Source organism: Candidatus Spechtbacteria bacterium, from assembly GCA_016188605.1.
Lineage (GTDB): Bacteria > Patescibacteriota > Minisyncoccia > Spechtbacterales > JACPHP01 > JACPHP01.
Map to the genome: position 1 here is coordinate 22,183 of JACPHP010000008.1, position 26,549 is coordinate 48,731.

Here is a 26,549-nt window from a genome sequence, read left to right on the forward strand (position 1 = left end):
GATATTGAGTATAAAAAAAAATGAATAATAATTTTTCAAATTCAGAGCGTCCAACGTGGGAAGAGTTTTGGTTTGCGCTCGCGTTAATGTACTCTTCGCGCGGCACTTGTGACAGGCTTCGTACGGCGTGTTTAATTGTAGACGAGAATAATCGGCTTATCGCGGCCGGATACAATGGCTCTTTGTCCGGTGAAGACCATTGTGATGAGGTTGGACATTTTATGGTTGACGGGCATTGCCTGCGCACACTGCACGCGGAAGAAAACGCGATTTTGCACGGCACGCAAGATTGGAATGGAAGCACGGCATACATTCTTGATGGCCCATGCGTGCCTTGCGCAAAAAAAATTATTAGCAAGGGCGTGAAAAAGCTTTTGTATACGCGAGATTTTACAAATTTACATGGCAAAACACAGGGGCAAGAGTTTATTGAAACAATGGCAACGCATAAAGGAGTTGAATTCCGCAAAGCGGATATTAGTTTTGAGAATCTTCTTAATAAAATTTTGGCAAGAATCAGCGGCACCGGCGGGAGATTGCAGGAGGATGCCTTGAAAATTGTAAGCGCTGCTACAAGAGAGCAGATCGAATATGCCGACACTATTCAAAAAAAGGTTAGCCCTACTATGCGCGTGGAGCGCCTTTCCCCGCACGCCAAAGTGCCAAATCGAGCATATCCAGATGACGCCGGGCTAGATTTATTCTCCTGCGAGAATTTGGTTTTGATGCCAGGAGCGCAGGCAACAATTGGTACGGGGCTGAAATTTGCAATTCCGAAAGGGTATGCCGGTTTTGTATGGGATAAAAGTGGGCTTGCTTCGCGCTATCGCTTAAAAACACTTGGTGGTGTCCTTGATGCAAATTACAGAGGCGAGCTGAAAGTAATTCTTTCTAATATGGGCGACGCGCCATATTATATACGCATTGGAGAAAAAATCGCTCAGCTCGTGATAAAGCCGATTGCCCAGCTTAATGTTGAAGAAGCGCCGATTGAAGAAATAACAGACCGCGGAGTTGGAGGATTTGGTAGTACGGGATTAGCGTAGCTAAATCTCAAAGTCAAAATTACCAATTATATTTATCTCAAAACGCAAATCTTAAATCGCAAAACTAAAATTCAAATCTCAAAACTACGGCGAAGATTTTAGATTTGCGATTTAGATTTGCGATTTGCCATTTGAGATTTTAGATAAAAATATCCGGCCACTGACAAAAAACTGTAGAATTATAAATAGAAAAATATTCTAACTATCATGATAAAAAATCCCTATCCAGGAAAATTCATTGTCTTTGAGGGGCTTGATGGCTCTGGCTCAACTACGCAATCCGCCAAGCTTCACCAATATTTGATGAGCGAAAAAAAGCGTTCGCACATGACAAAGGAGCCGACAAACTATCTCATTGGTGGCCTTATTCGCAGCTGGCTTTCAGGCGACTGGGAGAGCAGCCCAGTGTGTTTGCAGCTTTTATTTACCGCAGACCGAGCTCATCATTTGGAAAAAGAGGTGATACCTCTGCTCGAAAAAGGCATTCATGTAATTTCTGACCGCTATTTTCTTTCCACGATGGCATACGGCGCGTTGGAAATACCAGACAGGAAATGGCTGACGGAGATTAATAAGCATTTTCCCGAGCCGGATTTGACGGTTTTGTTGAAGGTGACTCCGCGGACGTGCATGAAGCGAATTACGGAAAACCGCAATCACTTTGAGCTTTTTGAAAAAGAACGCGAGCTTGAGCGCGTATGGACGAATTATGAATATTTTGCAAAAAGTTTTCCGCGCGTGGCGATAGTTGACGGCGAGAGGGACATAGAGGTTATATTTAAGGAAGTGCAGCGATTAGCACTAAAAGTAATTTCTAGTGCCGCTTAAAACGGCACTCGCGGAACAACGCAGACTAGACGCGGACAGACGCAGAAGACTCAAAACCAAGTTAATTTAGTATAGTACTAGCAGGAGTGTAAATATTGTATTATATTTATGGCAAAGCGTTTGTTAAAAAGAAAGGAAGGGACAATGCCAAAAAGAATATCATCTGCACCAGAGAAATATGCTCCCTTTTACTCTCCGCCACAATTTGACGAAGAAGCGCGCCCCGTTAGAGGCATTGCCTCTAACGGGGCGCGCTGGGCAGTCGCGCCGTTTGTTACAAGCGTGGAAGCGCCAGTATATTCATTTCGCAGCCATCTCCTTCCGCCTCAATTACTTGGGGCGTTGTTCTCGCGCGCCAGTCGCGCTAAAGGTGACTTGCGCGAAGTATTTTACAAAGAATATCTAGCGCCTATTCTTCATCCGCAAGATACAGATAGAGAAGGACAAAAAATAGCAGATGAACTTCGTGAAATTATTTCATTTCATTACGCGCACGCAACTCCGCCTTACAACACCAAGCGCGCGTATAATTTTTTTGCAAAATGGCTCGCGCAGTACGGCGATGATTCCATCGCGCAGATGACTTCGTCAAACATTGTGTGGGCGGCGGCTTCGCAACCGGCACTGAAGTTTTTGGAAGACCAGCGTATTGGCATTTCGCCAATTGAAAAATCCACTCGATACGTTGATTATGGCGCGAAAGTTAATGGACATTATCTTTATTACACTGCCCCGCAACTTACGGGCGGTGAAATAGGTGATGAGTATAGCAGGGTAATGGATAAGTTATTTGCGGCATACCGCGCGTATATCCCAGAGCTGATTGAACTTCTGCAAAAAGATTATCCACAAGAGAAACATGATGTTGTGGAGAAGAAAGCATTTGACGTGATGCGCGGACTTTTGCCTATGGCAACCGTGTCGCAAGTCGCATTTCATGGTAACGCTCAAGCTTTGCAATATATGATTACGCGTTGCGCCGCGCATCCTCGCGCGGAACTGCAGTGGTTCGCGCGGGAAGCGCGCAAGGCGCTTGATGAAGAAATTCCGGCAATGCTTCTGCGCCTTGATGACGCGCCAGCCAAGCGCTACCAGAAAGAACGCATAGCACGCAAACAGCGAATGGCTACTGTGATGAGAAACGAATTTGGCCCAAGGGATTATGAAGAGCAATTGGGCATGCCAGTCGTGCGGCTCGTGGAATATGACCCGCAAGGACAAGAGAAAGTCATCACCGCGTTATTGTTTGATGAAGGTAATTCGCGGCTATCATGGGATACTTTATTTCAGAAAGTCTGCTCTTGGAACGATGCTAAAAAAGAGAGGGCGCTGAAGGCTCATTTGAGTGGCAGGCAAGCGCGCTGGGAAAAAATTGGCCGCGCGTTTGAAAATGCGTTTGTGCGTTTTGAAATTGTAATGAACGCGGGCGCGTATCGCGACCTTCATCGCCATCGCATGCACACTTCTCAGCGCCAGCGTTTCACCACGCATCTTGGCTACGAGCTGCCGCCAGAAATTGAACGATACGGATTTTTGTCTCGCGTAAAAAGATTGATGAAAGAAGTGGAAAATCTTTTTGCAAAAGTAGAAGCTGTTGATACAGAAATCGCGCAGGACGCGGTAACGCTTTCTCACCTAATGCGTTTTTATCAGTATCAAAATTTGCGCCAATTTTTTTGGGAAGGTGAATTGCGTACGATCTCACAGGGGCGACCTGATTACCGCTGGATTGAGCAGGAAAAATATCGGTTGTTATTGCCAGTGTATCCTCTTATTTTAAAGTATATGCTAATTGATATGAATGAGTACGACTTTGCCCGCCGCGGAGTGTCGGAACGAATACAGCAGAAAGAAGAGGATTTGAAGGGAAAGCTGGGAAATGGTTAGTTTGCTGCCCTCTGCAATAAGCAGAGGGCTTTTTTTTGTTAAAAAAAGATGATACGATTTCTATAGTTCAATAAATTCACTACAAGTATGAAATACATTCCCACAATTGGTCTTGAAATTTACCCCGTAAAGATTTTGCTATGCAAAATCAACGGGGCAAGCGCTATATGAAATATATTCCAACGATTGGTTTAGAAATACATGCCGAATTAAAGACGCAGACCAAAATGTTTTGCGATTCTGCAAATGACCCTGCGGAGCAACATCCCAATGTAAATATCTGTCCTGTGTGCATGGGGCATCCCGGCACTCTTCCCGTAATAAACAAGCAGGCAGTTGAGTTTATGATACGTGTTGGATATGCCCTGCACTGCACTGTTGCAGATATTGCAAAGTTTGATCGCAAAAACTATTTCTACCCCGACCTTCCAAAAGGTTACCAAATTTCGCAATACGATATGCCTTTTTGCCAAGAAGGATATATTGATTTAGCTAATGGCAAGAGAATACGAGTGCAACGCGTGCATCTGGAAGAAGATACTGGCCGTCTTCAACACACATCCGATGGCAAGCATTCGCTGGTTGATTTTAATCGCGCTGGCGTGCCTTTGATGGAGCTTGTTACTCATCCCGATATTCATAACGCCGAAGAGGCGCGCGAATTTGCCGAGGAGCTACAGCTTATTTTGCGCTACCTCGGCGCTTCCGACGCGGAGATGGAGCGTGGGCAGATGCGCGTGGAAGTAAACCTTTCGTTGGCGCCAGAAGGCGCGGAAAAACTCGGCACAAAAGTGGAAGTAAAGAATCTTAATTCATTTCGCACTGTTGAGCGCGCGGTGGCTTACGAAATTGAACGCCAAACTCAAGTTTTAGATAGCGGCGAAAAGGTTGTGCAAGAGACTCGCGGCTTTGATGATGCCAAGCAAATTACTTTTTCACAGCGCGAAAAGGAAGAAGCGCATGATTATAGATATTTTCCGGAGCCGGATTTGCCGCTTGTTTATGTCGCCAAAGAGTATGGCCTGGATAAGGATTTGCTGGAATCATCAATACCAGAATTACCGCAAGCAAAACGCAAGCGATTAAAAGAACAATATAAATTAGACGATTCAATAGCAGATATTTTCATTCGCGATAAAATGTTTGCCGAGTATTTTGAGAATGTAATAAGCGAGGTAGATGCGTGGGAGGAATCCAACGGGCATGATAACGAACCGCAGGAAGTGAGAACGCATTTATATAGCTTGGCGACAAATTATTTGGTGAATGACTTGCGCGCTTTAATGCAACAAGACGCAAATGTAATTACGGATATAAAAATTACGCCAGAGGATTTTGCAGAATTCATTTCCTTGCTTCATCAGAATGTTGTTTCAAGCCGCGGCGCCAAAGATGTGCTGCAAAAAATGTACGAGATAGGCGATAACCCCACGGATATCGTGAAGCAATCAGGCCTCGCGCAAATGAGCAATGCAAATGAGCTTGAGGAGATAGTGGCGAAGGTGATTGAGGCAAACGAAGGCCCAGTGGCGGATTACAAAAAAGGCAAGGAAACCGCCCTGCAATTTCTAGTCGGTCAGATTATGAGAGAGACAAAAGGCAAGGCAAATCCACAGCTTGTGGCGGAGATTTTGAAAGAGAAGTTGGTTTAATCAATATATAAAAGGAACGCCGTGCGATAGCATGGCGTTCCTTTTATATATCATCCTTTTGTATTATATTTTGTTAATTCTATGAGGTTGTAGAATAGCATCGCGACGGTCATAATGCCGATACCGCCGGGAACTGGCGTGATGTACGATGCTTTTTTTTCTGCTTCGTCAAAAATAACATTGCCGGTAAGTTTTCCTTCAGGCGTGCGGCCGTATCCGCCGTCAATAATTACAACGCCGTCTTTTAACATGTCGCCTCCGATGTGCGCGGGGATCGGCGTACCGGTTATGAGAATGTCTGCTTCCTTGGTAATGCGCTCAGGATTTTTTGTGGTTTTGTTTATAACCGATATCGTTGCCTCGCGCTTCATCATTTCAATTGCAGTTGGGAAGCCTATCAGCCGGCCGGCACCGTAAAGCACCACATGCTTACCGCCATCAAGCGAGATTTTGTATTCATCAAGCAGGCGAATAATGCCGGCAAGTGTAGGAGGCATAATAGGCGAATTGCCTAGGGCAAATGCGCCAAACATTGTCCTGCCGAGCACGTCAACATCAAGCTTTGGAAGAATGGCGTTGAGGATGCGATCTTGCTTTAATGCGTGAGGCCCTCCTTCGCCCCCAAGGGGCTTCGGACGGGCAGGCAACGGAAGTTGTACAATAACTCCGCGCATTGATGGCAGGTGGCAGATGCGCGCAATTTCAGCGCGCAGTTCGCGTGCGGATATTGTTTCAGGATATGGGAAAACTTTTACCTTGACACCAATACGCTCCCCGGCGCGTTTTTTTTGTTCAACGTATGCTTTTGACGCCGGATCTTCGCCGACCAAAACAATGCCGAGTGTAATCGGCATATTCATTTGCGTAACAGTTTCTTTGAGTTCGTCCAGAATTTTTTCCGAGAGCTTTTTGCCGTCGAGTAAAATGGACATGCTGTAGTAATCAACGAATAACGAATCCTATACGAATAAACGAATTGGCTGTAGTGGAGTATTCGTATATTCGTACGTTATTCGCTATTCGTTGATGAAAATTTAGTTTAAAATCCCGGTGGTGGGAATTTTTTACAAAGCGTTTGCACTCGTTTTTTTATGCGCGCGCAATTTTTTGCAGTTGGGTCGCTTATTGCTTCATCAATCCATTGCGCCACCAGCAGAATTTCTTTCTCTTTGAAACCGCGCGTGGTTAGCGCCGGTGTGCCCATGCGAATACCAGATGGGTCAAACGGCTTGCGTGGGTCATTGGGAATTGAATTGCGATTTGCAATAATTCCCGCGCTATAAAGAATCTTTTGCGCCTCGTTGCCGCTTACGGATTTAGTTTGTAAATCAATTAACATTAAATGGTTCTGCGTGCCGCCGGAAACAAGCGTAAAATTTCTTTTTTTGAGTTCTTTGGCGAGTACGCTTGCATTTTTTACTATCTGCTTTGCGTACGTTTTAAATGCCGGCTTCATAATTTCTCCAAATGCAACTCCAATTGCGAGAGTGTTGTTGTTATGCGGACCGCCTTGCATGCCCGGAAATACCGCTTTGTTTATCGCAGGCATCAATTCTTTGCGGGCAAAAATCATGGCACCGCGCGGCCCGCGCAGGGTTTTGTGCGTGGTGGTTGTTACAACATCGCAGTACGGAAATGGAGATGGGTGGACGCCGCCCGCGACAAGTCCGGCGATGTGCGCGATGTCTGCCATTAAAAGCGCGCCGTGCTTTTTTGCAATTTCGCTGAAGCGCTTGAAATCTATTTTCTGCGAATAGGCAGTGGCGCCGCAGATAATGAGGCGGGGTTTGTGTTCTCCTGCTAGTTTTTCTATTTGGTCGTAGTTAATAATTCCTTTAGTATCTAATCCGTATTGCACGAAGTTGAAGAATTTGCCGGTGAATGAAACAGGGTGGCCATGAGTGAGATGCCCTCCTACCGGAAGCGCCATGCCAAGCACGGTGTCTGCGCCATCAGGGTGCCCTTTTGGTTTTACCAGCGCGCCGAGAACTTCGAGGTTAGCGGGGGAGCCAGAATACGGTTGTACATTTACTTCCCATACTTTAGGCGACAATTTCATGGCTTTAAGCGCGCGATCTTGCGTGAGCCGCTCGATTGGGTCGATCGCCTCGTCGCACCCAGGATAGTAGCGCGCACCGGGATACCCTTCGGCATATTTATTGGCGGTAACGCTTGAAAGCGCCATGCGCACGGCAGGGGACATGTAATTTTCAGAAGCAATAAGATTGATATATTCTGATTGTTTTTTTTCTTCAGCGGCATTGAGCTTTTCCAGCTCTTTGTCGTTTAATTTGAGGGTGAGTTTTTGCATAAATTTTCAACTTTAAATTTACAGTTTACAATGAATTTTCAATTTATCAATGTTCAATAACGCATGTAAAATATGAAAATGTTATTTATACGAAAGTATATAAATAACACCAAGGATGTATTTTATGCGCTTAGTTTGAAAATTATGGCATTGATTGCGTAAAGCAACGTGGTTGCCACGCAACTATACGTTGAAAATTGTAAATTGATCATTGAAAATTAGATCGTTGTGAGTTTCGATATTTATAGCTTTATTCTCCTAAATCTATTATAGAGGTATTAAAAAGGTCGTATATCTTGACAAAATATCAATATAGGCGTATAATGACTTTTATGCAGAGTGAGGGGTCGGGCTACAACCGGCTACAGAATTCACTCTGAGTATTGATTTTAAGCGGAAAGCAAGCTACGCCTAGCTTACTTTCTAGAAAGGAAGAAGAGTGAAGCGGTGTATTTAGCCCACGGTAGAGGGGCTTAAAATACTCTATCCGGAAATACGGCGCATGGGCTTCGCGCTGTAAATTCCGATTTTAATGAAGCGCCATAGGGCGGGTGTGGGGTCACTAGGGCTGTATACGCCCTCGCCGCTGACCCCTCCAAAGGAGGCACGATGACCATGCGTACATGGCCCTGGTAGAGGGCTTTAATCTCTACCCGGGAGGCTTGCGCGTCTGATGAAGATACGGCAGGCCCCCGAAAAAAATATTTAAAAACGTAAAAGCACTTGACAAAAAATTAAATAGGGTGTATAATACAAACATAAGCATAAATAAGTTACCTTTTCCTCTTTGCGCTTTGTTAGCAGAACGTAAAGAGGAGGAGGCTTACTTTGCGGGATCATACAACCCCCGCAGAGGAACAAGGCCTAATCTCCCAAGGTTGCCAGCAACCTTATTGCTGGCTAAGCGAGACGAGTTCGTCGAGCTGTGCACCTCCCGCCCTGGAAAAGGGCCGGCAGGGTAGCCGCATGAACTCTCTCCTTGCAGGCGGGCCGCTAGGTCGGTACTCTCGCGCTCTCTTTTCTAGAGCCGACGAGTTGACCGGCGGCCCCTCCCTCCTTACTCTCCATGTTAAATGGAGGTGAAAGAGGGAGGTATGTAAAAACACAATAATTACAAAGATATTATTTTACAAAAAAATGTAAAATAACACTTAGAATGTAATTCTGCCGAACCTATTGACAAAAAATTAAATAGGGTGTATAATACAAACATAAAGATGAAGGATGTGGAATGAGGAGGAGTCAATATTCAAAACATGGGACTACGCTCCTCATTCCAGATCTTTCATAAAAAATCGCCCCCGCCAAGGCGGGGGCAGAAAGGAATCCAATGAAAAGCGAGATCTGTCCGTCGTGCTCGCGCACGACGGACCGTCAAGGTCATTGCCGCTGCAGCAAGTAGCGGCAATGACCGAGCCCCACCATGCGTTTGCATGGTGGGGCTTCTGCATCATTAGAGGACCAAGTCGTCTGATGATGCGGGAGATAGCATTATGGTTAACGCCACGGTGCCTCCTTGCACATTTCATAAAACCACGCCATCAGTTTTCGCTGATGGCGTGGTTTGTTTTATCGCCGCGTTTTATTGACATAGTATATGCCCCTGGTAGAGTTAATTAGTTCTTTGTTTTACGGGCCGCTTACGCATTTTCGCTATCGCTGCTAGCTACGGCAAGCCGAAGAAAAGGAGACGTTATGTCTTACTCAAAGCTAATTGATCCATTAGAAAAACTTGTTCGCGAGCGCGGCGCGCTTACATTGGTTGATTGTCATCGTCATCTGGACACCGCTGGCACTCTAACTGATCAAGATATGGCTTTTCTCGCAACTAATCCTAGTCTTCGGCAAAAATGGACGTATATAGATACTAAGAAACGCGAAAAAACATACATCGATGGCATGCCTGATCGCATCGACGAGCAAATTCGTAATATGCGCCGGCAAGGTGTAGCGGCTTGCAGAACGTATTGCCCCGTTGATTCGACTGTCGGAATGCATGTTCTTGAAGCTATGCTGGAGGCAAAAGCAAAATGGCAGTGGCACGGGTTCTATTTGCAGATTGCGGCTTATCCATTTTTGGGAGTAAGTAACGCAACTGAGCGACAATTGCTGAGCAGAGCAATGGAGCGTGCGGATTTGCTGGGGTGCCTTCCGTCACGCGGCCGCATTAATGAATATGATTGGGAAACCAGCCATCGCAATATGAAAGATCTTTTCTCTATTGCCTTCGAGCACGACAAGCCGATTGATTTGCAGATTGATCAGGACAACGATCCGAGCGAGCGAGAAACGCGCGAGCTTTTAGAAGTTGCGTACGCATTTCGCAGGCGTGGGTACGATAAGGGCATCAATGCGACACATTGCATTTCACTCGGCGCGTATAATCGTGCAGATTGGCCCACGAGAATAGTTCTGCTTTATAATATGCGTCAGTTGAATATTTCTGTAGTTGTTTGCCCAAGCGCGGCGCGTGATATGCTCCAGCGAAGCGATAAAGACGCTCCGATCCATAACTCCATAGCGCCGTGGCTGTTGCTGCTTGGGCATGGTATTACAGTCGGCATGGGAGCAGACAACGTACATGACATCTATGGCCGTTTGAATAACGGAGATTTGTTTGAAGAAGCGCGACAGATGGTTGGCGCCGTGCGTTATCAAGGATCACTTGAAGTTGTGGCAGACATTATGACGGTTAACGGCCGTAAAATTTTAGGTCTTGAATAAAATATTAAAAAGGGCTTCCCGGAGGCCCTTTTACTTTTATTTTATCCGCATGGGATATCCCGACTACCCTATTAGTTAGTATTTATTTCAGAAAATCTTTAATTAGTGTCTGCGCCTCGCTCTCGTTTTCAATCCAGTGGATTCTTTTGTCGCGTTTAAACCATGTCATCTGGCGCTTGGCATAATGTTCAATATCTTTTTGCAGTTTTTCAATCATTTCTTCACGCGAAATTTTTTGCTGCAGGAAGCGTGCTACCCAGCGATATTCAAGCCCGAAGCTCTCAAGACGTTTCCAAGATACGCCATTTTTTTCATGTACCCCGTTAGAAGTAGCCTTGCCTGGGTCTTGCAGACTCGCGCCTTTGGCGCGAGCGAGACTTCTAACGGGGTGAAGATTTTTTACCTCCGCAATCATGCCTTTGCGTAGGCGCGTAACGAGGCGTTTGTGAATTTTTTCCTTTAGCTCATCATAATCTTTTTTTATTCCTATTATTAATAGCGAGAAATCCTTTGGCGGCGAACTTGTAAGATGGGGAACTGGACGACCTGATTTTAATACAATCTCAAGCGCTCTGATGACGCGCCTTTTATTTTTTTGGTCAATTGTTTTGGCGCGCGCAGGGTCGCGGCCATTAAGCATTGCCATTAAATTTCCCAGAGATTTTTTCTCAAGTTCTGCTCGCAGTTTCTTGTCCGGAGGCACATTTGGAATAGTCGGATTATCAACAACCGACTGAATGTAAAAACCGGTTCCTCCTACAAGAAAAGGAATTTTATTGCGTTTTGATATGTCGTGAATTGCTTTAATTGCCTGCTTGCGATATTGCACGACTGTAAACTGGCGCTTTGGATCTGCCACATCGAGGATATAATGTGGCACGCCTTTCATCTCTTTCTTAGTAATTTTGCCCGTGCCGATATCCATTCCGCGGTAAACTTGGCGGGAATCGGCCGAAATAATTTCACCGTTGAATTTTTTAGCTAGCGTGACCGCCAAATCGCTTTTTCCCGAAGCAGTGGGGCCGACAATGACAATAAGGGGAATCATGGTTTAATCTACAGGACGGACCGACCCTCCTGCGGAGGGTCGGTCCGTCCTTAACGGTCTTTTTTTACTCTTGCGTTACAGGGGCAACTTTTTCTTTAGATGATTCTGTGTTCGCCGGTTCCGATGGAGCAGATGTTTCTGTTTTTTCTGCGGTAGAAGATTCTGTTACTGGTGAGGTAGAAGTATTCTCAATTTTTTCTTTAAGCGGCTTCAATTCAAAAATAGGTTTTTCTTGCAACGGGGTTCTAATAGATTTGGACGATGCTTCCGATTCAGATTGTTCCGCATTTGGCTTTTTAAGTTCTACGCGCACATTCTCTTTTTCCAGCACCTCTTTTTTTGTGGTTTCGATAGGTTCCGCAACAGACCCTCTTTTTTCAAGCATACGCAAGCCATTGCTGGCATCATGAAGCGCGGCGTTTGCCTGTCCAAAGGCATGACCTAATTTTTCCGCGGCAAGGGCCTCTCGCGCCCTCTCCAGTTTTTCTTTCGCGTTTTGCAAGAGTTTTCGCGCGGAATTTTTTACTTCTTCTTTGACTTCATTTTTATCAAGGCGCAAAGAAAGCTCATGGATGGTATTTTCTGCTTTTTGCAGAATAGCTTTTACGTGTTCCGGAGAAACATTTTCTTCTTTTTGTTCTTCTAATTTTTTAAAATTTTGAACAATAGACGGAGCAAGAATTTTAATTTTTGTTTCCACGGTGGGATTTTCTTCTATGCGAAGGCGGAGCGAATCCGTTTTGCGCAACGCATCTTCATCCGTTGGATTTTCTTGGCTTGTTTGGCGCAGGACCTCAAATCGTTCTTGAATACGCTGGGCTTGTTGCTTGTCTAGCTGGTTAATAAGGCCATTTTCGCCGGCAAATTTTTTCTTGAATTCATTTAGCGTCTCCACGTCCTCGGGATCATTCCCGCTTAAATTACGAAGTTTATTTTCTAGCATTCCTCTTTTTTGCGCCTCTTCCATTTGTCGGCGAGTTTCGTCAAATATTTTCTTTTCCAACTTTTTTACTAATTCTTGTTTGTTTTCCGGCACGAAGCTAGCAATGTCTTTTACGACAGTCATCATGCGCACATCTGGCTTTTGTTCTACTTCTTTGAAAAAGTTTTGCAGATCAGCTTGCGATTGAGCTTGTTCAAATTTTTCTCGTATACGCTGTTCAGATTTTTGCTTAATTTCTAAAACCGTTGGAAGAACTTCGGGTGAAAGATTGCTCTCTAGTTCTTGGAGGGTGCGGATTTTATTAAGGTCGCCCTTCTCAAGATGAGAGATAAATACGCGTTTACGTTCTTTTTCTTTAATATTCTCAAAGCGTTTTTCTATTTGTTCATGTATTTTGTCGCGCGCTTCGTCAAGTTTTTCATTTAATTCCAAGGAGGATTCCACGAGCGGCTTGATAGTATCAAGCACTTCAAGATGTCGAACCTCGTTTCCTCCCATTTTTTCCATATATACTTTGAATGTGTCGCGCAATGGTTCACTTGCTTGTGAAAAATCTTTTTCAAAATTTTTAGATGCTTCTTGTATAGCATGTTGAATGGCTGGTTTTGCTTGCTCCGGTACTACATCTTTGAGCGCTTGAAGAACTTCAAGATTCTTAAACTCACGAAATTGGCTTCCTTTTTGTCGCTCAACAATATCCGGCAGTTTTTGCCGCAATTCTTCTGGGGATAGTATGGCAGACGCTGACTCAGCAAAATTTTTAGCCGCGTCTTGCTTTATTTGCTCAATTTCCGGCGCAATATCACTGTATTCTCTCATCAACCCGCTCAATATTTTGTAATGCTTAATCTGTGCGTCTAGTATTTTTTCAGCAACCGCTGATCCCTGGATTTTGTCCGAGACTTTTTCAATCTCTTTTTTTACCTGCTCTGTTTCCTGCGTATAGTTTTCAATCGCGTTTTTCAATACCGTTTGATCGGCGGTTTGATTTGCGAGTTTCTGCGCCTCAGCAATTTTTTCATTCGCGAATTGAAGTTTCAATTCAGCCCGTTTAACTGGGTTAAAAGTAAAAAAGCTCTGTACCCCTCGGCGAAAATTTTTAAGAAAATAAAGGCGGTTGTTTGGCAAAATTGTGGGATTTGTTACGCCAAGATCCTCAGCTGAAATATTTTCATCGAGTTGAACCAATTCTTGTGCCTGTTCAGTTAGCTGATCATTAGTTTGTCCATGGGCATTGGCAGGATAGCTTCCTTGCAACGCTATAAAGAGAGCAAGGGCAGCGAGGGATAGAAAAATACGATAAATACGCATATGTTTTGCTATTAATTTTAATAATTTTTATAACTATGAAAAGATTTCTGCGACATTCACAAACCTAGTAATTCTTTTTGCAGTCTGTCCGCAAAATCTTGGATAGGGAAACTGCCTAAATCGCCATCCTTAAACGAACGCGCGCTGACCATTCTCACTGATTGTTCTTTCTCTCCCACTACAATAAGATAAGGGATTTTTTGCAATTGTCCGGAGCGGATTTTTTTGCCCAGAGTTTCATTCTCTTCCCTCACTATTATTCGCAGTGAGGGAATGCGGTCAACAAGATCATCCGCCACCGTTTGTCCGTAACTATTAAATTTTTCACCAATCGGAATTACCCAAACCTGTTCCGGCGCAAGCCACAAGGGAAATGCGCCCGCGAAATGCTCAATCAGTACTCCTAGGAATCTCTCAGCCGACCCGATGAGCGCGCTGTGAATCATTACTGGGGTGGCTTTGTTTCCTTTTTCATCTATATATTCAAGCCCAAAACGCTTCGGCATACTGAAGTCAAGCTGAATAGTGGAGAGCTGCCATCCTCTGCCCAGAGAGTCTTTGGCGATCAAATCCATCTTTGGTCCATAGAACGCGGCTTCTCCTTGCATGGGCGTGAAGTCTATGCTCATGTGCGCGAGAATCTTTGTTAGTATATTTTGTGCATTCTCCCAAAGTTTGTCATCGCCAAGATATTGTTCTTTTTTGGCTTCATCGCGCAAAGATAGGCGAATAGAATAGTTGAGTTGATATGTTTTCATTGCCTCGGCAATGGCGTTGAGTATTTTTGTAAATTCTTCTTCAATTTGATCCTCGCGGCAAAAACAATGTCCGTCGTCTTGCGAGAAAGCCCGCAGACGAGTAAGACCGCCGAGTTCTCCTGGCTTTTCGTCGCGGTACAAGTTTGCAAAATCTGCCAGACGCACTGGCATTTCTTTGTAGCTACGCATTTCCGAAGCGAAAATCTGCGTATGTTGCGGGCAATTCATCGGCTTAAGGTAGTATTCTTCCTCAGTGTAGTTTGAAGTAACTCGGAACATGGAATCCTTGTATTTATCATAATGTCCGGAAACCTTAAAAAGCTCCGCCTTGTTTATTTGCGGCGTGTGCACTTCCTGATAACCCATTTTTTTGCGCAAAGAGCCGGAATATTCTTTTAGTTGTTTCAAAATGAAAGTGCCTTTTGGTTTGTACAAAGGAAGGCCAGGGCCGATTAGTTCGGAAAAAGTAAAAAGCCCTAGTTCTTTCCCTAGTTTTTTGTGGTCGCGTTTCTCTGCTTCCTCTAGCTGTTTTAGATAAGTATCTAATTCTTCTTTGGTTTCAAACGCGACACCATAGACACGCGTTAGCATGGGACGGTTTTCGTCGCCGCGCCAGTACGCGCCGGCAATACGTATTAGTTTGAACGCATCTAGCGGCAGTTCGCTTGTATTTTCTACGTGGCCGCCGCGGCAGAGATCTAAAAATGCGTCGCCGGTGTAGACCATGCCGACCTCGTTATTTGCTACAGGAGGGACAGTCCCTCCGCGGAAGGACTGTCCCTCCAAAGCAACCGGCTTTGTTAAATCTTCTACGAGTTCTATTTTGAATGGTTGATTTTCTTTTTTAAAATGTTCTAGCGCTTTTTCCGCCGGCCACATTTCTTTGCTAAACGCTAGATTGCGCTTTGCAATTTTTCGCATTTCATCTTCAATGCGCACTAAGTCTTCATCGGCGACCTGAAGATTTCCGAAATCGTAATAAAAACCATTTTCAATAACTGGCCCGATGCCAAGCTGGACTTCGGGATATAATTTTTTTACAGCCGCGGCTAAAAGATGCGCAAAAGAATGGCGTATTTTTTCAAGCTCGGTTGGCTCCTGAAGTAGTTGAGTTGACTTTTCTTTTTTCATATGATTAACTATATAAAAATTTTACAAATTATATAGTAGCAAGTAACTACTATATACTACAACTCTTTTACTTCTTCGCAAATGAATTTGACTTCGCCGTCTTTGTCACTGACACGACCTGACATTCGAACCGTTTTGCCATTTTGGAAGAAATCAGGTTTTAATTCAAGTAGCGAAGGGAAAATAATTGTTTCAATTTTTCCAGTTAAATCTTCCAGCTGAATAAAAAGCATTGGCTTGCCGGATTTGGTAATAATTTTTTTGGCGCTGGAGAGCATACCGGCAAGATTCAACACGCGACCATTATCTTTTGCAGAGATATTTTTAATTTTGGGAAATATTTTCAGCATCTCGGCGTGCTCCTCCAGCGGGTGGCTAGAAATATATAGGCCAAGCAATTCTTTCTCCCAGCCAAGCACCTCGTTTTTAGGTGCGGGTTGCGCGTTGGCAAGTATAAGGCGGGACTCTGATATTACACCGGTGCCAGCGCCGAAAAGACTCATTTGGTTTGAAGCCGCAGCCGCCTTTTTCTCGTTGTTGAATTTTAATAGCATTTCAATATTTTGGGCAAATCTGTTGCGCTCTCCCAGAGTATCAAAAACCCCCGCCTTCACCAAGCTCTCAATAGATTTTTTATTCAAGTCCTTTGTATTCATGCGTTCTAGAAAATTTTCCATGGAAGTAAAACGAACGCCGCTGTTTCTTTCGCGTATAATTTCATCAACAATATTATGTCCAACATTTTTAATAGCCGCGAGTCCGAAGCGAATGCGTCCACCGCTAGAATCATTAAGAGCCCCGCTTGCGGTGAATGTTTCGTCACTTTCATTAATATCTGGCGGCAGAACCTGAATATTCATGCGCTTGCATTCATCAATAAGAAACGAAATGCGGTCTATATCTTTTTGTTCGGAATTTAGCAAAGCAGCCATAAACTCCGTGGGATAGTGCGCTTTTAAATATGCCGTCTGAAATGCAATTGTTGCGTAGCACGCGGCATGGCTGCGGTTGAAGCCGTAGTGGGCAAAAGGTTCAATAAATTGAAACAATTGATCGCCGATTTTTTCCGACAAGCCATTTTTTTTTACACCTTCAATGAATTTCACTCGTTGCTCATCCAGCAACTCTTTGATTTTTTTACCGATAGCTTTGCGTAACACATCAGCTTCGCCAAAACTAAATCCTGCTAGCTCGCGGGCAATCTCAAGAACTTGTTCTTGATACACCGCAATGCCGTAAGTATTTTTTAGAATCGGCTCAAGCGCGGGATGAAGATAAGTAATTTGTTTTTTACCGTGTTTGCGGGCAATAAAATCCGGAATAAATTCCATTGGACCCGGCCGATACAGAGAAACCATAGCGATAATATCTTCCAAGCTGCTCGGCTGAAGTTCTTTCAAGTAGCGCTTCATTCCCGAGCTTTCCAACTGAAAACAACCCGTGGTGTTTGCTTCACGCATCAGGGCGAGAGCTTTTTCATCGTCCATGGGGATTGTGTCTATGGAAAGTTTTACGCCGTATCTTTTCCTGATTGACTCAAGAGCATGTTCGATGATGGTTAGGTTCTTGAGTCCCAAGAAGTCCATTTTCAATAAACCCAGTTCTTCCACCGCGTGCATTTCGTATTGAGTAACCGGCGTTGCGATTAATTCTTCACCTTTCATTTGTGTTGGTAGTTGTAGGGGGGTTAGTTCCTCAAGTGGTCGGCCTGCTATAACCACGCCGCAGGCATGAGTGGAGGCATGGCGCACCACGCCTTCAAGTTTTTTTGCGGTGTCAATAAGTTTTCTGGCGCGTTCGTCTTGCGCGTAAATTTGTTTCAGTTCATTCACTTCTTCTACGGCTTGGCCGAGTGTAAAATGCATCGGGATTAATTTGGCGAGCTTGTCGCAATAGCCGTATTCATAATCGAGCACTCGGCCGACATCGCGAATCGCCACTCGCGCCGCCATTGTTCCGAAAGTAATAATCTGCGCCACATGGTCGCGGCCATATTTTTCAGAGACATATCCAATGACTTCATCTCTGCGCGTGTCGGTAAAGTCCATATCAATATCAGGCATGGAGATACGCTCGGGATTTAAAAAGCGCTCAAACAAAAGATTGTATTTGAGCGGGTCGATATTCGTGACGTTGGTAAGATAGGCGACAAGCGAGCCCGCGGCAGAACCTCTGCCCGGACCAACAACGATGCCATGCTCCTTCGCCCAATTGGTAAAATCTTGAACGATAAGAAAATATGAGGAATAGCCGGTTTTTTTGATGATACTTAATTCGTAATCTAGTCGTTCTAGTATAGTTTGTGTGTTTTGGTCATTAGAAATTGAGAATTGTTTTAAAATTGGAAATTTAAAATTTAAAATTGTCGGCGCCTGTATTTCAAATCTTTTTTTTAATCCCTCCACGCAAAGCTTAGTAAGATATGAAAAGTCATCGTATCCTTCCGGAACCTCGTAGTTCGGCAGTTGATATTTTCCTAGCACAATTTCTATATCGCAGGCATCGGCAATTTTTTGTGTATTGGTAATTGCTTCCGGAATATCTTTAAATTCCTCTATCATTTGCTCGGTAGATTTCATTGAGAAATCATCGTCTTTCATTGTCAGGCGTTGCGTATCGGAAATTTTGTTGCCGGTTTGAATTGCAAGCAGAATATCTTGCGCCTCCCAATCTTCTTTTTTTAGATAGTGAGAATCTTGCGTGGCGACAAGCGGCGCGCCGCATTCTTTGCCGAGTGTGACAAGCGCCGCGTTAAGCTTAAGTTGCTCTGGAATATTTTTGTGGTACTGAAGTTCAAGATAATAATTTTCTTTGCCGAATATTTCTTGGTACTGAGTGATAATTTCGCGCGCTTTATCTAAATTGTTGGCAAGCACCGCTTTAGCGAGCTCGCCATTCAAACAACCCGACAATGCAATAATGCCGTCGCCGCATTCTTTCAAAAGTTCTTTATCAACTCGCGGCTTGTAGTAGTAGCCTTCAATATGCGCTTTAGAAGAAAGTTTAATAAGGTTTTTGTAACCCCGGTCATTTTTTGCAAGAAGCGTCAGGTGATAGCGCTTATCGTCAATGCCCGGGCGTTTGTCAAAGCGGCTGTCGGGCGCGACATATGTTTCCATGCCGAAGATTGGTTTGATGCCGCGTTTTTTTGCTTCTTTGTATAACTCAACAATGCCATACATCACGCCGTGGTCGGTAAGAGCCACAGAATCCATGCCCAGTTCCTTTACATAGTCAAGCATCTCGCCGATTTTTGGCAAGCCATCGAGCAGGGAATAGTGGGAGTGGACGTGAAGATGAGTAAATTTTTGGTTCATTTAATACAGAGTGTTTATTTCTAATTTATAGAATTATATAAATATAATAAATGAATAGTGAATCATGAATTGTGAATAGTGAGTGGCTTTTATAGCATTCTCGATTCATGATTCTTGATTCAGTATTCTCAATAGTTTTCCCATTATATCACCACCCGTATCTTTATAGAAATTTTTGCGGATGCCTTGTATTTATCTTTAGTCGTGTCATTATGCATGCATGAAAGTACGAAGAGTCAACGTGCGGAAAGAAAGGAAGAATGTTTATGGCTGTCAAGAATTCCGTCCGATTGTTCCTTAGGTGCGCTGTAGGCCTTATTGTATTGGCCGCATTTGTTTTTGTGTCTTTTTTGTATCCCGTGCTAACAGCGGTATGCGCGATAGTTCTTTTTTCTATACTTATTTTAATGACTATTTTTGCAGTGTTGGGCGGGCGGCGAGGCGACTTATAGCACTTGGTTGCAGTACACATAAAGGCTCTCTTTGAGGGCCTTTTGTATTTCGTCTCAGCCCTTGACAAAATAACCTAGTGGGTGTATAATACACGCATAAAGAATGAATGAAAGGGAGGTGTTCGGCGAGGCCTTATGTGGTGTTATCCACGTAGAGCATCGCCGGACCCCTCCCCGCTGACAGAGCTGGCTAGAGCGGGGAAGCCTCAAGACGCCAAGCGCGTATTGCCCTTAAGGCAAATGCGCATTGGCAGAGGTCAGTGTGGTCGCGAAAGCGGCCCGGGCAAGAAGGGACTATAAGTGGGTTTAAAACCCACTTATAGTCCCAGCCAGTACCTTCTAAATATCTTGGAGAGAGGACCCGAGCCCCTGGGTTAAAGGGCAACCTCGCATGCGCGAGGCAAATAAGCGGAAAAAGACGATTGAAAGATCTTTTCTCTTCATGGTATTACCAATACACAAAGAGAAGAAGTTTTTCAATCGTTTTTCTTTTTTACCCAGCAGTTGCGGGGTAAAAAAGACCCTGAGCGAGCATAGCGAGTCGAAGGGTTACCACTATTCAGTATTCAAGCACCCAGAATGGAGAGAGAAAATAAAGATACGAGGCACTAAATTATATATTTTGGCCTATCGTTTATCTTCATTTACTCTCCGTTCTGGTTCCTTGAAACAAACTTCAGAGCGGCAGAGAGAACGCAATTTATTTGTATTTTCTCTGCCGCTCTGGAAAAAGAGTGAGCTTACGGGCTCCGTCAGCCCTAATGACGGAAGGAGAAAATGAAAATTTATTTCGGTTTCGCGCTCGCTGACTCCATGTTCGATGGAGTCAGCGAAATCTCTCGGCGGACGCTGTCCGTCGAGAGATTAAGTCTCGGGTTAAGGCGGGGGTGGAATCCTGCCTCAACCCGAGCCATGGCGCCACGATTGGCGCCATGAGGGGTCGATACGGGATCGATGTTACGATCCCGGAGACCCCGCCCCGAGTAGCGCTCGGGGTTGGCGACTCAGTGGTGGTCATGGGGGTTCGCGGCTTGCCGCGGCTCACTGACCGCCACGAGTATTCGGAGGAGGAGATCGCTTCGGCGACATTCTCCTTCTCCGAATACACCGTCGTCAGTTAAAAACTGACGACGAAAAATATTTTGCCAGTTAGAGTAAATTGGCAGGCGCGCCTCACGCCTGAAATCAGAGGTAGCCGGCCGATTCGCCTAGGGTGGATGGGCCGCAAAGAAGAAAGGAGAGTGGCTGTGGCGCAACAACGCCCGTGTCGCTCTCCTCTTTCGCCGAATTCATCATCACGAGGCGTAAGTTGAAGATGATGGGTTCAGAGAAGGACTTTAAAAAAAATGGCCGCCTACGCTTAATAAGCTACGGCGTGCCGAATAAAGGAGGCACCACATGAGGTGCATGGCGAACTTCCTTCGCTGGCTCGCCAACAGGGTTGGCGGGTCTAGCGGAGGGGCCGCAGGGCGAGGACGCGGTCCTCGCCCTGCGGCCGGACGGCGGCCGGCTCCACGTGGTGGTCGGCCGCCGTTCCGCCCCCACCATCAGGGAGGGTGGGGGCGTTGGAGCATTCCGCTGGCACTTCTAGTGCTGGCGGCATGGTTCATCATGAGCGGCAATGCCTTGGCGTTGGTAACAACGCTAGGCAATGCCGCCCAAGCCCTGATGGTCGCCGTGGGTCAGGTTCTCACGAACCTGATCGTCATGGCGATCATGCTCGTAGTCCTGTGGAAGCTCTTTGAGCTTTTCACAGGAGGTCTATTCCCGGGGCCTGGAAACGGGAAGAAAGGAGGCAAGAAGTAGAGAAAGGGGAGGCGGTTCTAACCGCCTCCCAACCTCATCAAAATCCAAGAAATTATTCGTGGATTTTGATGGGTTCTTAAACAAAAAAATAGTCTCGCACAGTTGCGGGGCACAGTCGTCTATGCTTGAACACAAGCTACGGCGTGCTGAAGAAAGCAAATGGACGATGTTCGTTTATTATTTAAATTTTTCACGAGCAAGTCCGGACTGCTTCACAATTGCAAGCAGTGTGCCTTGAGGAATGGATTTATTATTCCCATGCAAGGGGACTGGCACGCTCGCATTGGTTTGCGGATTATGCCAAATCATGTGGCTTCCTCGCTGGCGAGATAAAACAAAACCGTTATCGCGAAGAATTCGAATAACTTGTCTTGCGGTGAGAGCGCGCATAGATTAAGGAAGAGCTACGCGGACCTCATCAATAATAGCCCTTGCAACCGCTTTGGGAATTTCTTGTTTGTGAGAAGTTAGTTCTTCAATCCACAATTCCAAAACTTCTTGCGCTTTTGCCTTAGCTTCTTCAAAATTCTTTCCAAAGGTTACGCATCCGGGAAAATCCGGGAAAGATACATTATATCCTCCCTCCTCCGCGGGATCAAACACGGCGAAATAAGATGAAATTTTATGAGTTTTTCTAGCCATGTGCTTATTATAGCTTCAAGGAAAGAGAAGTCAACGCTAAGTCTTTTCTTGAGAAAAAACGTGCTTCTTATTGATTTAAGGCGAATCCATCAAAGTTTACAATTTAACTTATCATGGACGGCCGTCCATATTAAGTTAAATTCAAATTGTGGATTTTGATGGGTTCTTAAACAAAAAAATAGTCCAGTTCTAAAAGACTGGGCAGGCCGCCTACGCTTAATAAGCTACGGCGTGCCGAGGAAAGGAGTTAAGAAAAAGTTAGCGGTAGTATTGCGCACTTGTGCGCAATACTACCGCTAACGAATCTATCAAAGTTTACAATTTAGCTTTCAATACACGGCCGTGTATTGAAAGCTAAATTCAAATTGTGGATTTTGATGGGTTCTTTGAACAAAATAAATAATCCCATCTCGCTACCGCGAGATGGGACGGAAAGGAGCGTTCCATGTTTCCGGACATCGTGGTCCGGCTCGCCCAGGCCATGCAAGCGCGTGGCGGGCGGCTGTTCGTGGTCGGCGGGACTGTCCGGGACATGATTCTGGGCGTTCCGCCGAAGGACTTTGACCTCGAGGTGCACGGCATTGCGCCGTCGCGTCTCGAGGAGACCGTCGCCTCCTTTCATCCGAGCTGGATGGACACCGTGGGGCGTTCCTACGGCGTTCTGAAGGTTCGGATCGACGGGGAGGATTTGGACATAGCTCCACCCCGCCGAGACTCCAAGGTCGGAGAGGGTCACAAGGGGATCCTGGCGGTCCCTGACCCGACTATGACCTTGGAGGAAGCATGCCGTCGCCGTGACTTCACGGTTGGGGCGATGGCGATGGATCCCCTGACCGGAGAACTTTTTGACTTCTTCGGAGGTCAGGAAGATTTGCGGCAGGGGATTCTGCGGGCGACTGACCCGGAGCGGTTCGTGGACGATCCACTGCGCGTGATGCGCGCGGTGCAGTTCGCGGCCCGCTTCGGGTTTGCGGTGGAACAGGCAACAGCCGTGCTCTGCCGCAATGTCACTGCGACCAAAGAGTTTGTCGGCCAGTCGCCGGCGCGGGTTTCCGAGGAATGGCGCAAACTGCTTCTCAAGAGCCCGCAGCCGTCGGTGGGCTTGCAGGTCGGGCTGGAGCTTGGGGTGTGGGATGCACTGCACCCGGAGCTTGCGGCCTTGTGGATCTGCCCTCAGGATGCCAATTGGCACCCGGAAGGCAGTGTCGGCGAGCACACGAAATTGGCGGTGGACAAAGCTGCTGAAATCGTGCGCCGCGAAGGGCTGGCGGGGGACGACGCCCTGGTCATCATCCTGGCAGTCCTGCTTCATGATTCGGGGAAGCCGGCGACAACCGTCTTCATTGACGGCCGCTGGCGTTCCCCGAACCACGAGGCGGCGGGCGTGGATGCCGCGCGTAAGTTTTTTGCCCGAAACGCATTCGGGCGGGAGATTGAAGCGCGCGTTCTGCCGCTAATCGCCGATCACTTGTTTCCAGCCCAGCATGGGCTGGAGGTGAGTGATGCGGCGATTCGCCGCCTGGCACAGCGTCTGGTTCAGGCAACCATCGCGGAATTGGTGATGGTGTCGGAGGCAGACGTGCTAGGCAGGGCTGTGCCTAATCGCGAGTTCGCGGAAGGTACGGCTCTGCTGGAGCAGGCGAAGACGCTGGCTGTCGGCTCGGGCAAGACCGAGCCATTGCTGATGGGGCGCCACCTCATCAGCGAGCTCGGCATGAAGCCGAATCGGCAGTTTAGCGAGATTCTCCGCGCCGTGTTTGAGGCGCAGCTTGAGGGTCGGGTTGCGACCATTGAGCAGGCGCTGGATATGGCGCGGGAGATTATGGCCGCCTACGCTTAAAAAGCTACGGCGTGCCAAGGAAAGGAGGTTACGATGAAAAATTTACGGACGCGAATTTTGTCCAGGAAGACCTGGACGTCGCGTCCTAGTAGTCCGCTCATCCGACGGATGAAGCGGATGCTAGCACGGCAACGGCGTAAACAGCCGTTGCCGTGCTACTAGATAAGGCCTCGCTGTCAGCACACGTGCTGACAGCGAGGCGAATCCATCAAAGTTTATCGGCCTAAGGCGGATGGATTTTGCTGGGTTCTTAAACAAAAATAATCAGATAAAGCATTCTGGTTTCCACAGAGCCGCGGAGTCAATGTGAGATTTGTATAGCTTAGATGAAAATCTAAGCATCTCTCTCCATTTGTATAAATCATACATTGGTTTCCGGCTCTGTGGAAAAGTATTCCACTAGAAGTTTATAGTAGTGTCCTGCTAGGCGGGACGGGCCGTCGTCGCTAAAGCTATGACGGCCAAAGAAAGGAAGGTTGTCATGAAAGACTTCGCGGGATATTCGTAGGCGGACCAGGATTTCCTGGCCCATATCTGCGAAGTTATGCGTCGTCTGGACGAGTTGGACGAGCTCGCCCACGAGGACGAGGAGTTCGTCCACAGGAATCATTACCGGATTCTTGCGGCTAGTCGCCCGCCAACGCCAATGGTTAACCGCGGCAACGATCGTGGAGGTCCTGGCGAGGAGGACCTCGGGCTCTACGGAGGAGGGCCCGTGTAGACATTGGCGCCCCCGCAACAGCGGGGGCGCCAAATCATTTTTAAGGCATTCGCAAAGCGCCTATCCTTAACGGGGTTTACAAAATCTTCTAATGCTGATAAAAGATAATCATACTAATCACGAATGCTGAATATAGGGTAAAGGATTAAAAAGTTTTTCGAGAGTTCCTGTATTCTGTATTCAATATTCAATATTTCTAGACTATGGCATTACCAACACAACGTCATACCAAATCCCGCCGCAACAGACGCCGTTCGCACCTCGCGCTTAAGCAAACGAGTATTGTGTCTTGCAAAAAATGCGGCAAGCCATCTCTTCCTCATCGCATGTGCGAGTATTGCGGCACATACAAGGGCAGAATGGTCATTGATGTAATTGCAAAATTAGACAAAAAAGAGCAGAAGAAACGCAAGCGCGAACAAGCAGAGCACGAACATGAGCATGTTGCCGAAAAATCAGAAAAAGTAATTCAGAAATAATATCTCAAATCGCAAATCTCAAATCGCAAAACTGAAACTCAAATCTCAAAACTACGTAGTAAGATTTCAGATTTGAGATGTAATTTTGAGATTTGCCATTTAAGATTTAAGTTAAAAGTTAACACAGTTCTTTATGGCAAATCGTCATCTTTCGCGAACCATCGCAATGCAGTCCCTTTATGAATGGGATTTCTGGGGACGCGACAATTCACGGCTTTCGGAAATTTTGGAACGTAACATCGCAGAAATGGGGGCAGGCATTGACGATCCGACATTAGTCCACGCTATCGTGGATGGTGTTATAGAGCATCGCGAAAAGATGGACGAAATTATCACGCGCTGCGCGCCAGCTTGGCCCTTGGAGCAGGTGACAATCATAGACCGAAACGTTTTGCGAATCGGTATTTTTGAATTATTGTGGGGAAACCGCGACGAAGTACCGCCAAAAGTGGCAATTAATGAGGCAATTGAAATTGCAAAGACATTCGGCGGCGAAAGCTCTGGCCGATTCATTAATGGTGTTTTGGGGACAATTTATCGCGAAATAGGCGAACCGGGCAAGGAGCAGATGACGAAGAAGAAAGAAGAGATCGATGTCGCAGAATCTGTGGAGAGTGAAGTATTAGAAGAGAAGGAGCAATTAACAGAGGATTAATTTACTTGAATAGTGAATTATGAATTGTGAATACTGGGGCGACTGACGCATCGGTATTCATGATTCATTATTCATGTTTCGGTATTCATGTTTTCATGGAAGAATTTTCAGAATTAGAAAAAAAACTTGGCATTGAGTTTACAGATAAAGACTTGCTTAAGCAGGCCTTTATTCATCGTTCGTATTTAAACGAGCATCCGGAAATTGCTTTGCCGCATAACGAGCGTTTGGAGTTTTTGGGCGATGCTGTTCTTGAACTTGTGGTAACTCGCTATCTTTACTCGAACTATCCAAACCCTGAAGGTGAGCTGACCAACTGGCGCGCCGCGCTTGTAAACAGCAAGATACTCGGTCAGATTGGCGAGGGTTTAGGATTTAACGATTTCATGCTGCTTTCAAAGGGCGAAGCCAAGGATGCTGGCAAGGCGCGGCATTTTATTTTGGCGAACGCTATGGAAGCGTTTATCGGATCGCTGTACTTGGATAAGGGCTACGACGCGGCATCGGAGTTTATTACAAAATATGTTTTAGTCGAGCTTCCTAGTATAATTAAAGAGCAGCTTTATCAGGATCCAAAAAGCAAGTTTCAGGAAAAAGCCCAGGAAGTTGTTGGCATTACTCCAACCTATAATGTTATTGACGAGTGGGGACCGGATCACGAGAGGCATTTTGTGGTTGGCGTGTATCTAGGCGAGGAGCTTATTGCTAAGGGCGAGGGAAGCTCCAAGCAAGAGGCTCAGGAGGAAGCGGCGAAAAATGGGTTGGAGGTGAAGGGATGGTGACGCCACCACTATGAATATTGAATTATGAATAGTGAATTGTGAATACTTAAGGACGGCCGGATTCATGATTCTCAATGGCGTTGTTGAGTAAATCCCGAACACGATAGTTTTCACCTAGTGTATTCAGGATTTACTCAACAACATAGGAGTCCGGCATACCAAGAGCAGTCATGATATTCAATGCCTTGCAGCGTAGGAATAGCTGGACTCGTTGAT

At 45.9% G+C, this 26,549-nt stretch carries 19 protein-coding genes; 10 read left to right on the forward strand and 9 right to left on the reverse strand.

Annotation, left to right across the window (positions count from 1 at the left end):
* The first annotated feature begins 20 nt into the window (after window positions 1-20).
* The 4 genes from dut (at window position 21) to gatB (ending at window position 5,413) form a co-directional block, all read left to right on the forward strand.
* The gene (gene dut, locus HYV65_01335) at window positions 21-1,046 is read left to right on the forward strand and encodes a dUTP diphosphatase (protein ID MBI2462859.1); all 1,026 of its coding nucleotides are present in this window, start codon (window positions 21-23) and stop codon (window positions 1,044-1,046) included.
* A 207-nt stretch (window positions 1,047-1,253) separates the two neighbouring features.
* The gene (gene tmk, locus HYV65_01340) at window positions 1,254-1,874 is read left to right on the forward strand and encodes a dTMP kinase (GenBank protein MBI2462860.1); all 621 of its coding nucleotides are present in this window, start codon (window positions 1,254-1,256) and stop codon (window positions 1,872-1,874) included.
* Window positions 1,875-1,982: 108 nt separating this feature from the next.
* On the forward strand, window positions 1,983-3,761 hold the full coding sequence (locus tag HYV65_01345; protein MBI2462861.1) for an FAD-dependent thymidylate synthase: 1,779 nt from the start codon (window positions 1,983-1,985) through the stop codon (window positions 3,759-3,761).
* 167 nt (window positions 3,762-3,928) lie between these two features.
* Window positions 3,929-5,413, forward strand: a complete 1,485-nt coding sequence (gene gatB / locus HYV65_01350) for an Asp-tRNA(Asn)/Glu-tRNA(Gln) amidotransferase subunit GatB (GenBank protein MBI2462862.1) — start codon at window positions 3,929-3,931, stop codon at window positions 5,411-5,413.
* 50 nt (window positions 5,414-5,463) lie between these two features.
* On the opposite strand, the gene HYV65_01355 is transcribed toward gatB, so the two are convergent.
* Both HYV65_01355 and HYV65_01360 read right to left on the reverse strand, forming a co-directional pair.
* Window positions 5,464-6,345 (reverse strand): bifunctional 5,10-methylenetetrahydrofolate dehydrogenase/5,10-methenyltetrahydrofolate cyclohydrolase, encoded by an 882-nt coding sequence (locus HYV65_01355; protein MBI2462863.1) that lies wholly within the window; start codon window positions 6,343-6,345, stop codon window positions 5,464-5,466.
* A gap of 107 nt (window positions 6,346-6,452) precedes the next feature.
* Complete coding sequence (locus HYV65_01360) at window positions 6,453-7,724, reverse strand: serine hydroxymethyltransferase (protein ID MBI2462864.1); 1,272 nt, start codon at window positions 7,722-7,724, stop codon at window positions 6,453-6,455.
* A 1,695-nt stretch (window positions 7,725-9,419) separates the two neighbouring features.
* Here HYV65_01360 and HYV65_01365 point away from each other — a divergent pair.
* Complete coding sequence (locus HYV65_01365) at window positions 9,420-10,448, forward strand: amidohydrolase family protein (GenBank protein ID MBI2462865.1); 1,029 nt, start codon at window positions 9,420-9,422, stop codon at window positions 10,446-10,448.
* Between the two features lie 82 nt (window positions 10,449-10,530).
* Here the strand turns inward: HYV65_01365 and miaA are convergent, their stop codons facing one another.
* The 4 genes from miaA to HYV65_01385 all read right to left on the reverse strand — a co-directional run bounded on the left by miaA (window position 10,531) and on the right by HYV65_01385 (window position 18,956).
* Window positions 10,531-11,496: a tRNA (adenosine(37)-N6)-dimethylallyltransferase MiaA gene (gene miaA, locus HYV65_01370; GenBank protein ID MBI2462866.1), complete on the reverse strand. Its 966-nt coding sequence runs from the start codon at window positions 11,494-11,496 to the stop codon at window positions 10,531-10,533.
* Between the two features lie 64 nt (window positions 11,497-11,560).
* On the reverse strand, window positions 11,561-13,750 hold the full coding sequence (locus HYV65_01375) for a hypothetical protein (protein ID MBI2462867.1): 2,190 nt from the start codon (window positions 13,748-13,750) through the stop codon (window positions 11,561-11,563).
* A 56-nt stretch (window positions 13,751-13,806) separates the two neighbouring features.
* A complete protein-coding gene (locus tag HYV65_01380) occupies window positions 13,807-15,639 on the reverse strand; it encodes a threonine--tRNA ligase (protein MBI2462868.1) in 1,833 nt (610 codons plus the stop codon).
* A 56-nt stretch (window positions 15,640-15,695) separates the two neighbouring features.
* Entirely contained in the window at window positions 15,696-18,956 is a 3,261-nt protein-coding gene (locus HYV65_01385; protein MBI2462869.1) for a DNA polymerase III subunit alpha, read from the reverse strand.
* Between the two features lie 894 nt (window positions 18,957-19,850).
* On the opposite strand from HYV65_01385, the gene HYV65_01390 reads away from it, so the two are divergent.
* Window positions 19,851-20,189: a hypothetical protein gene (locus HYV65_01390; GenBank protein MBI2462870.1), complete on the forward strand. Its 339-nt coding sequence runs from the start codon at window positions 19,851-19,853 to the stop codon at window positions 20,187-20,189.
* Window positions 20,190-21,391: 1,202 nt separating this feature from the next.
* Here HYV65_01390 and HYV65_01395 read toward each other — a convergent pair.
* Together HYV65_01395 and HYV65_01400 are read right to left on the reverse strand one after the other, a co-directional pair.
* Window positions 21,392-21,604 (reverse strand): type II toxin-antitoxin system HicA family toxin, encoded by a 213-nt coding sequence (locus HYV65_01395; GenBank protein ID MBI2462871.1) that lies wholly within the window; start codon window positions 21,602-21,604, stop codon window positions 21,392-21,394.
* A 3-nt stretch (window positions 21,605-21,607) separates the two neighbouring features.
* The gene (locus tag HYV65_01400; GenBank protein MBI2462872.1) at window positions 21,608-21,856 is read right to left on the reverse strand and encodes a type II toxin-antitoxin system HicB family antitoxin; all 249 of its coding nucleotides are present in this window, start codon (window positions 21,854-21,856) and stop codon (window positions 21,608-21,610) included.
* Between the two features lie 445 nt (window positions 21,857-22,301).
* Here HYV65_01400 and HYV65_01405 point away from each other — a divergent pair, with 445 nt between their 5' ends.
* Window positions 22,302-23,696, forward strand: coding sequence for a CCA tRNA nucleotidyltransferase (locus HYV65_01405; GenBank protein MBI2462873.1), 1,395 nt, complete (start codon window positions 22,302-22,304; stop codon window positions 23,694-23,696).
* A gap of 361 nt (window positions 23,697-24,057) precedes the next feature.
* Here HYV65_01405 and HYV65_01410 read toward each other — a convergent pair whose 3' ends face one another.
* Window positions 24,058-24,228, reverse strand: a complete 171-nt coding sequence (locus tag HYV65_01410; GenBank protein MBI2462874.1) for a hypothetical protein — start codon at window positions 24,226-24,228, stop codon at window positions 24,058-24,060.
* Window positions 24,229-24,620: 392 nt separating this feature from the next.
* Between HYV65_01410 and rpmF the strand changes: the two genes are divergently transcribed.
* The 3 genes from rpmF to rnc all read left to right on the forward strand — a co-directional run bounded on the left by rpmF (window position 24,621) and on the right by rnc (window position 26,333).
* The gene (gene rpmF / locus HYV65_01415) at window positions 24,621-24,896 is read left to right on the forward strand and encodes a 50S ribosomal protein L32 (protein ID MBI2462875.1); all 276 of its coding nucleotides are present in this window, start codon (window positions 24,621-24,623) and stop codon (window positions 24,894-24,896) included.
* A 133-nt stretch (window positions 24,897-25,029) separates the two neighbouring features.
* Window positions 25,030-25,551, forward strand: a complete 522-nt coding sequence (gene nusB / locus HYV65_01420) for a transcription antitermination factor NusB (GenBank protein ID MBI2462876.1) — start codon at window positions 25,030-25,032, stop codon at window positions 25,549-25,551.
* Between the two features lie 95 nt (window positions 25,552-25,646).
* Window positions 25,647-26,333 carry a ribonuclease III gene (gene rnc / locus HYV65_01425; protein ID MBI2462877.1) on the forward strand — a complete coding sequence of 229 codons (687 nt, stop codon included), beginning with the start codon at window positions 25,647-25,649 and terminating at the stop codon, window positions 26,331-26,333.
* Window positions 26,334-26,549 lie beyond the last annotated feature (216 nt).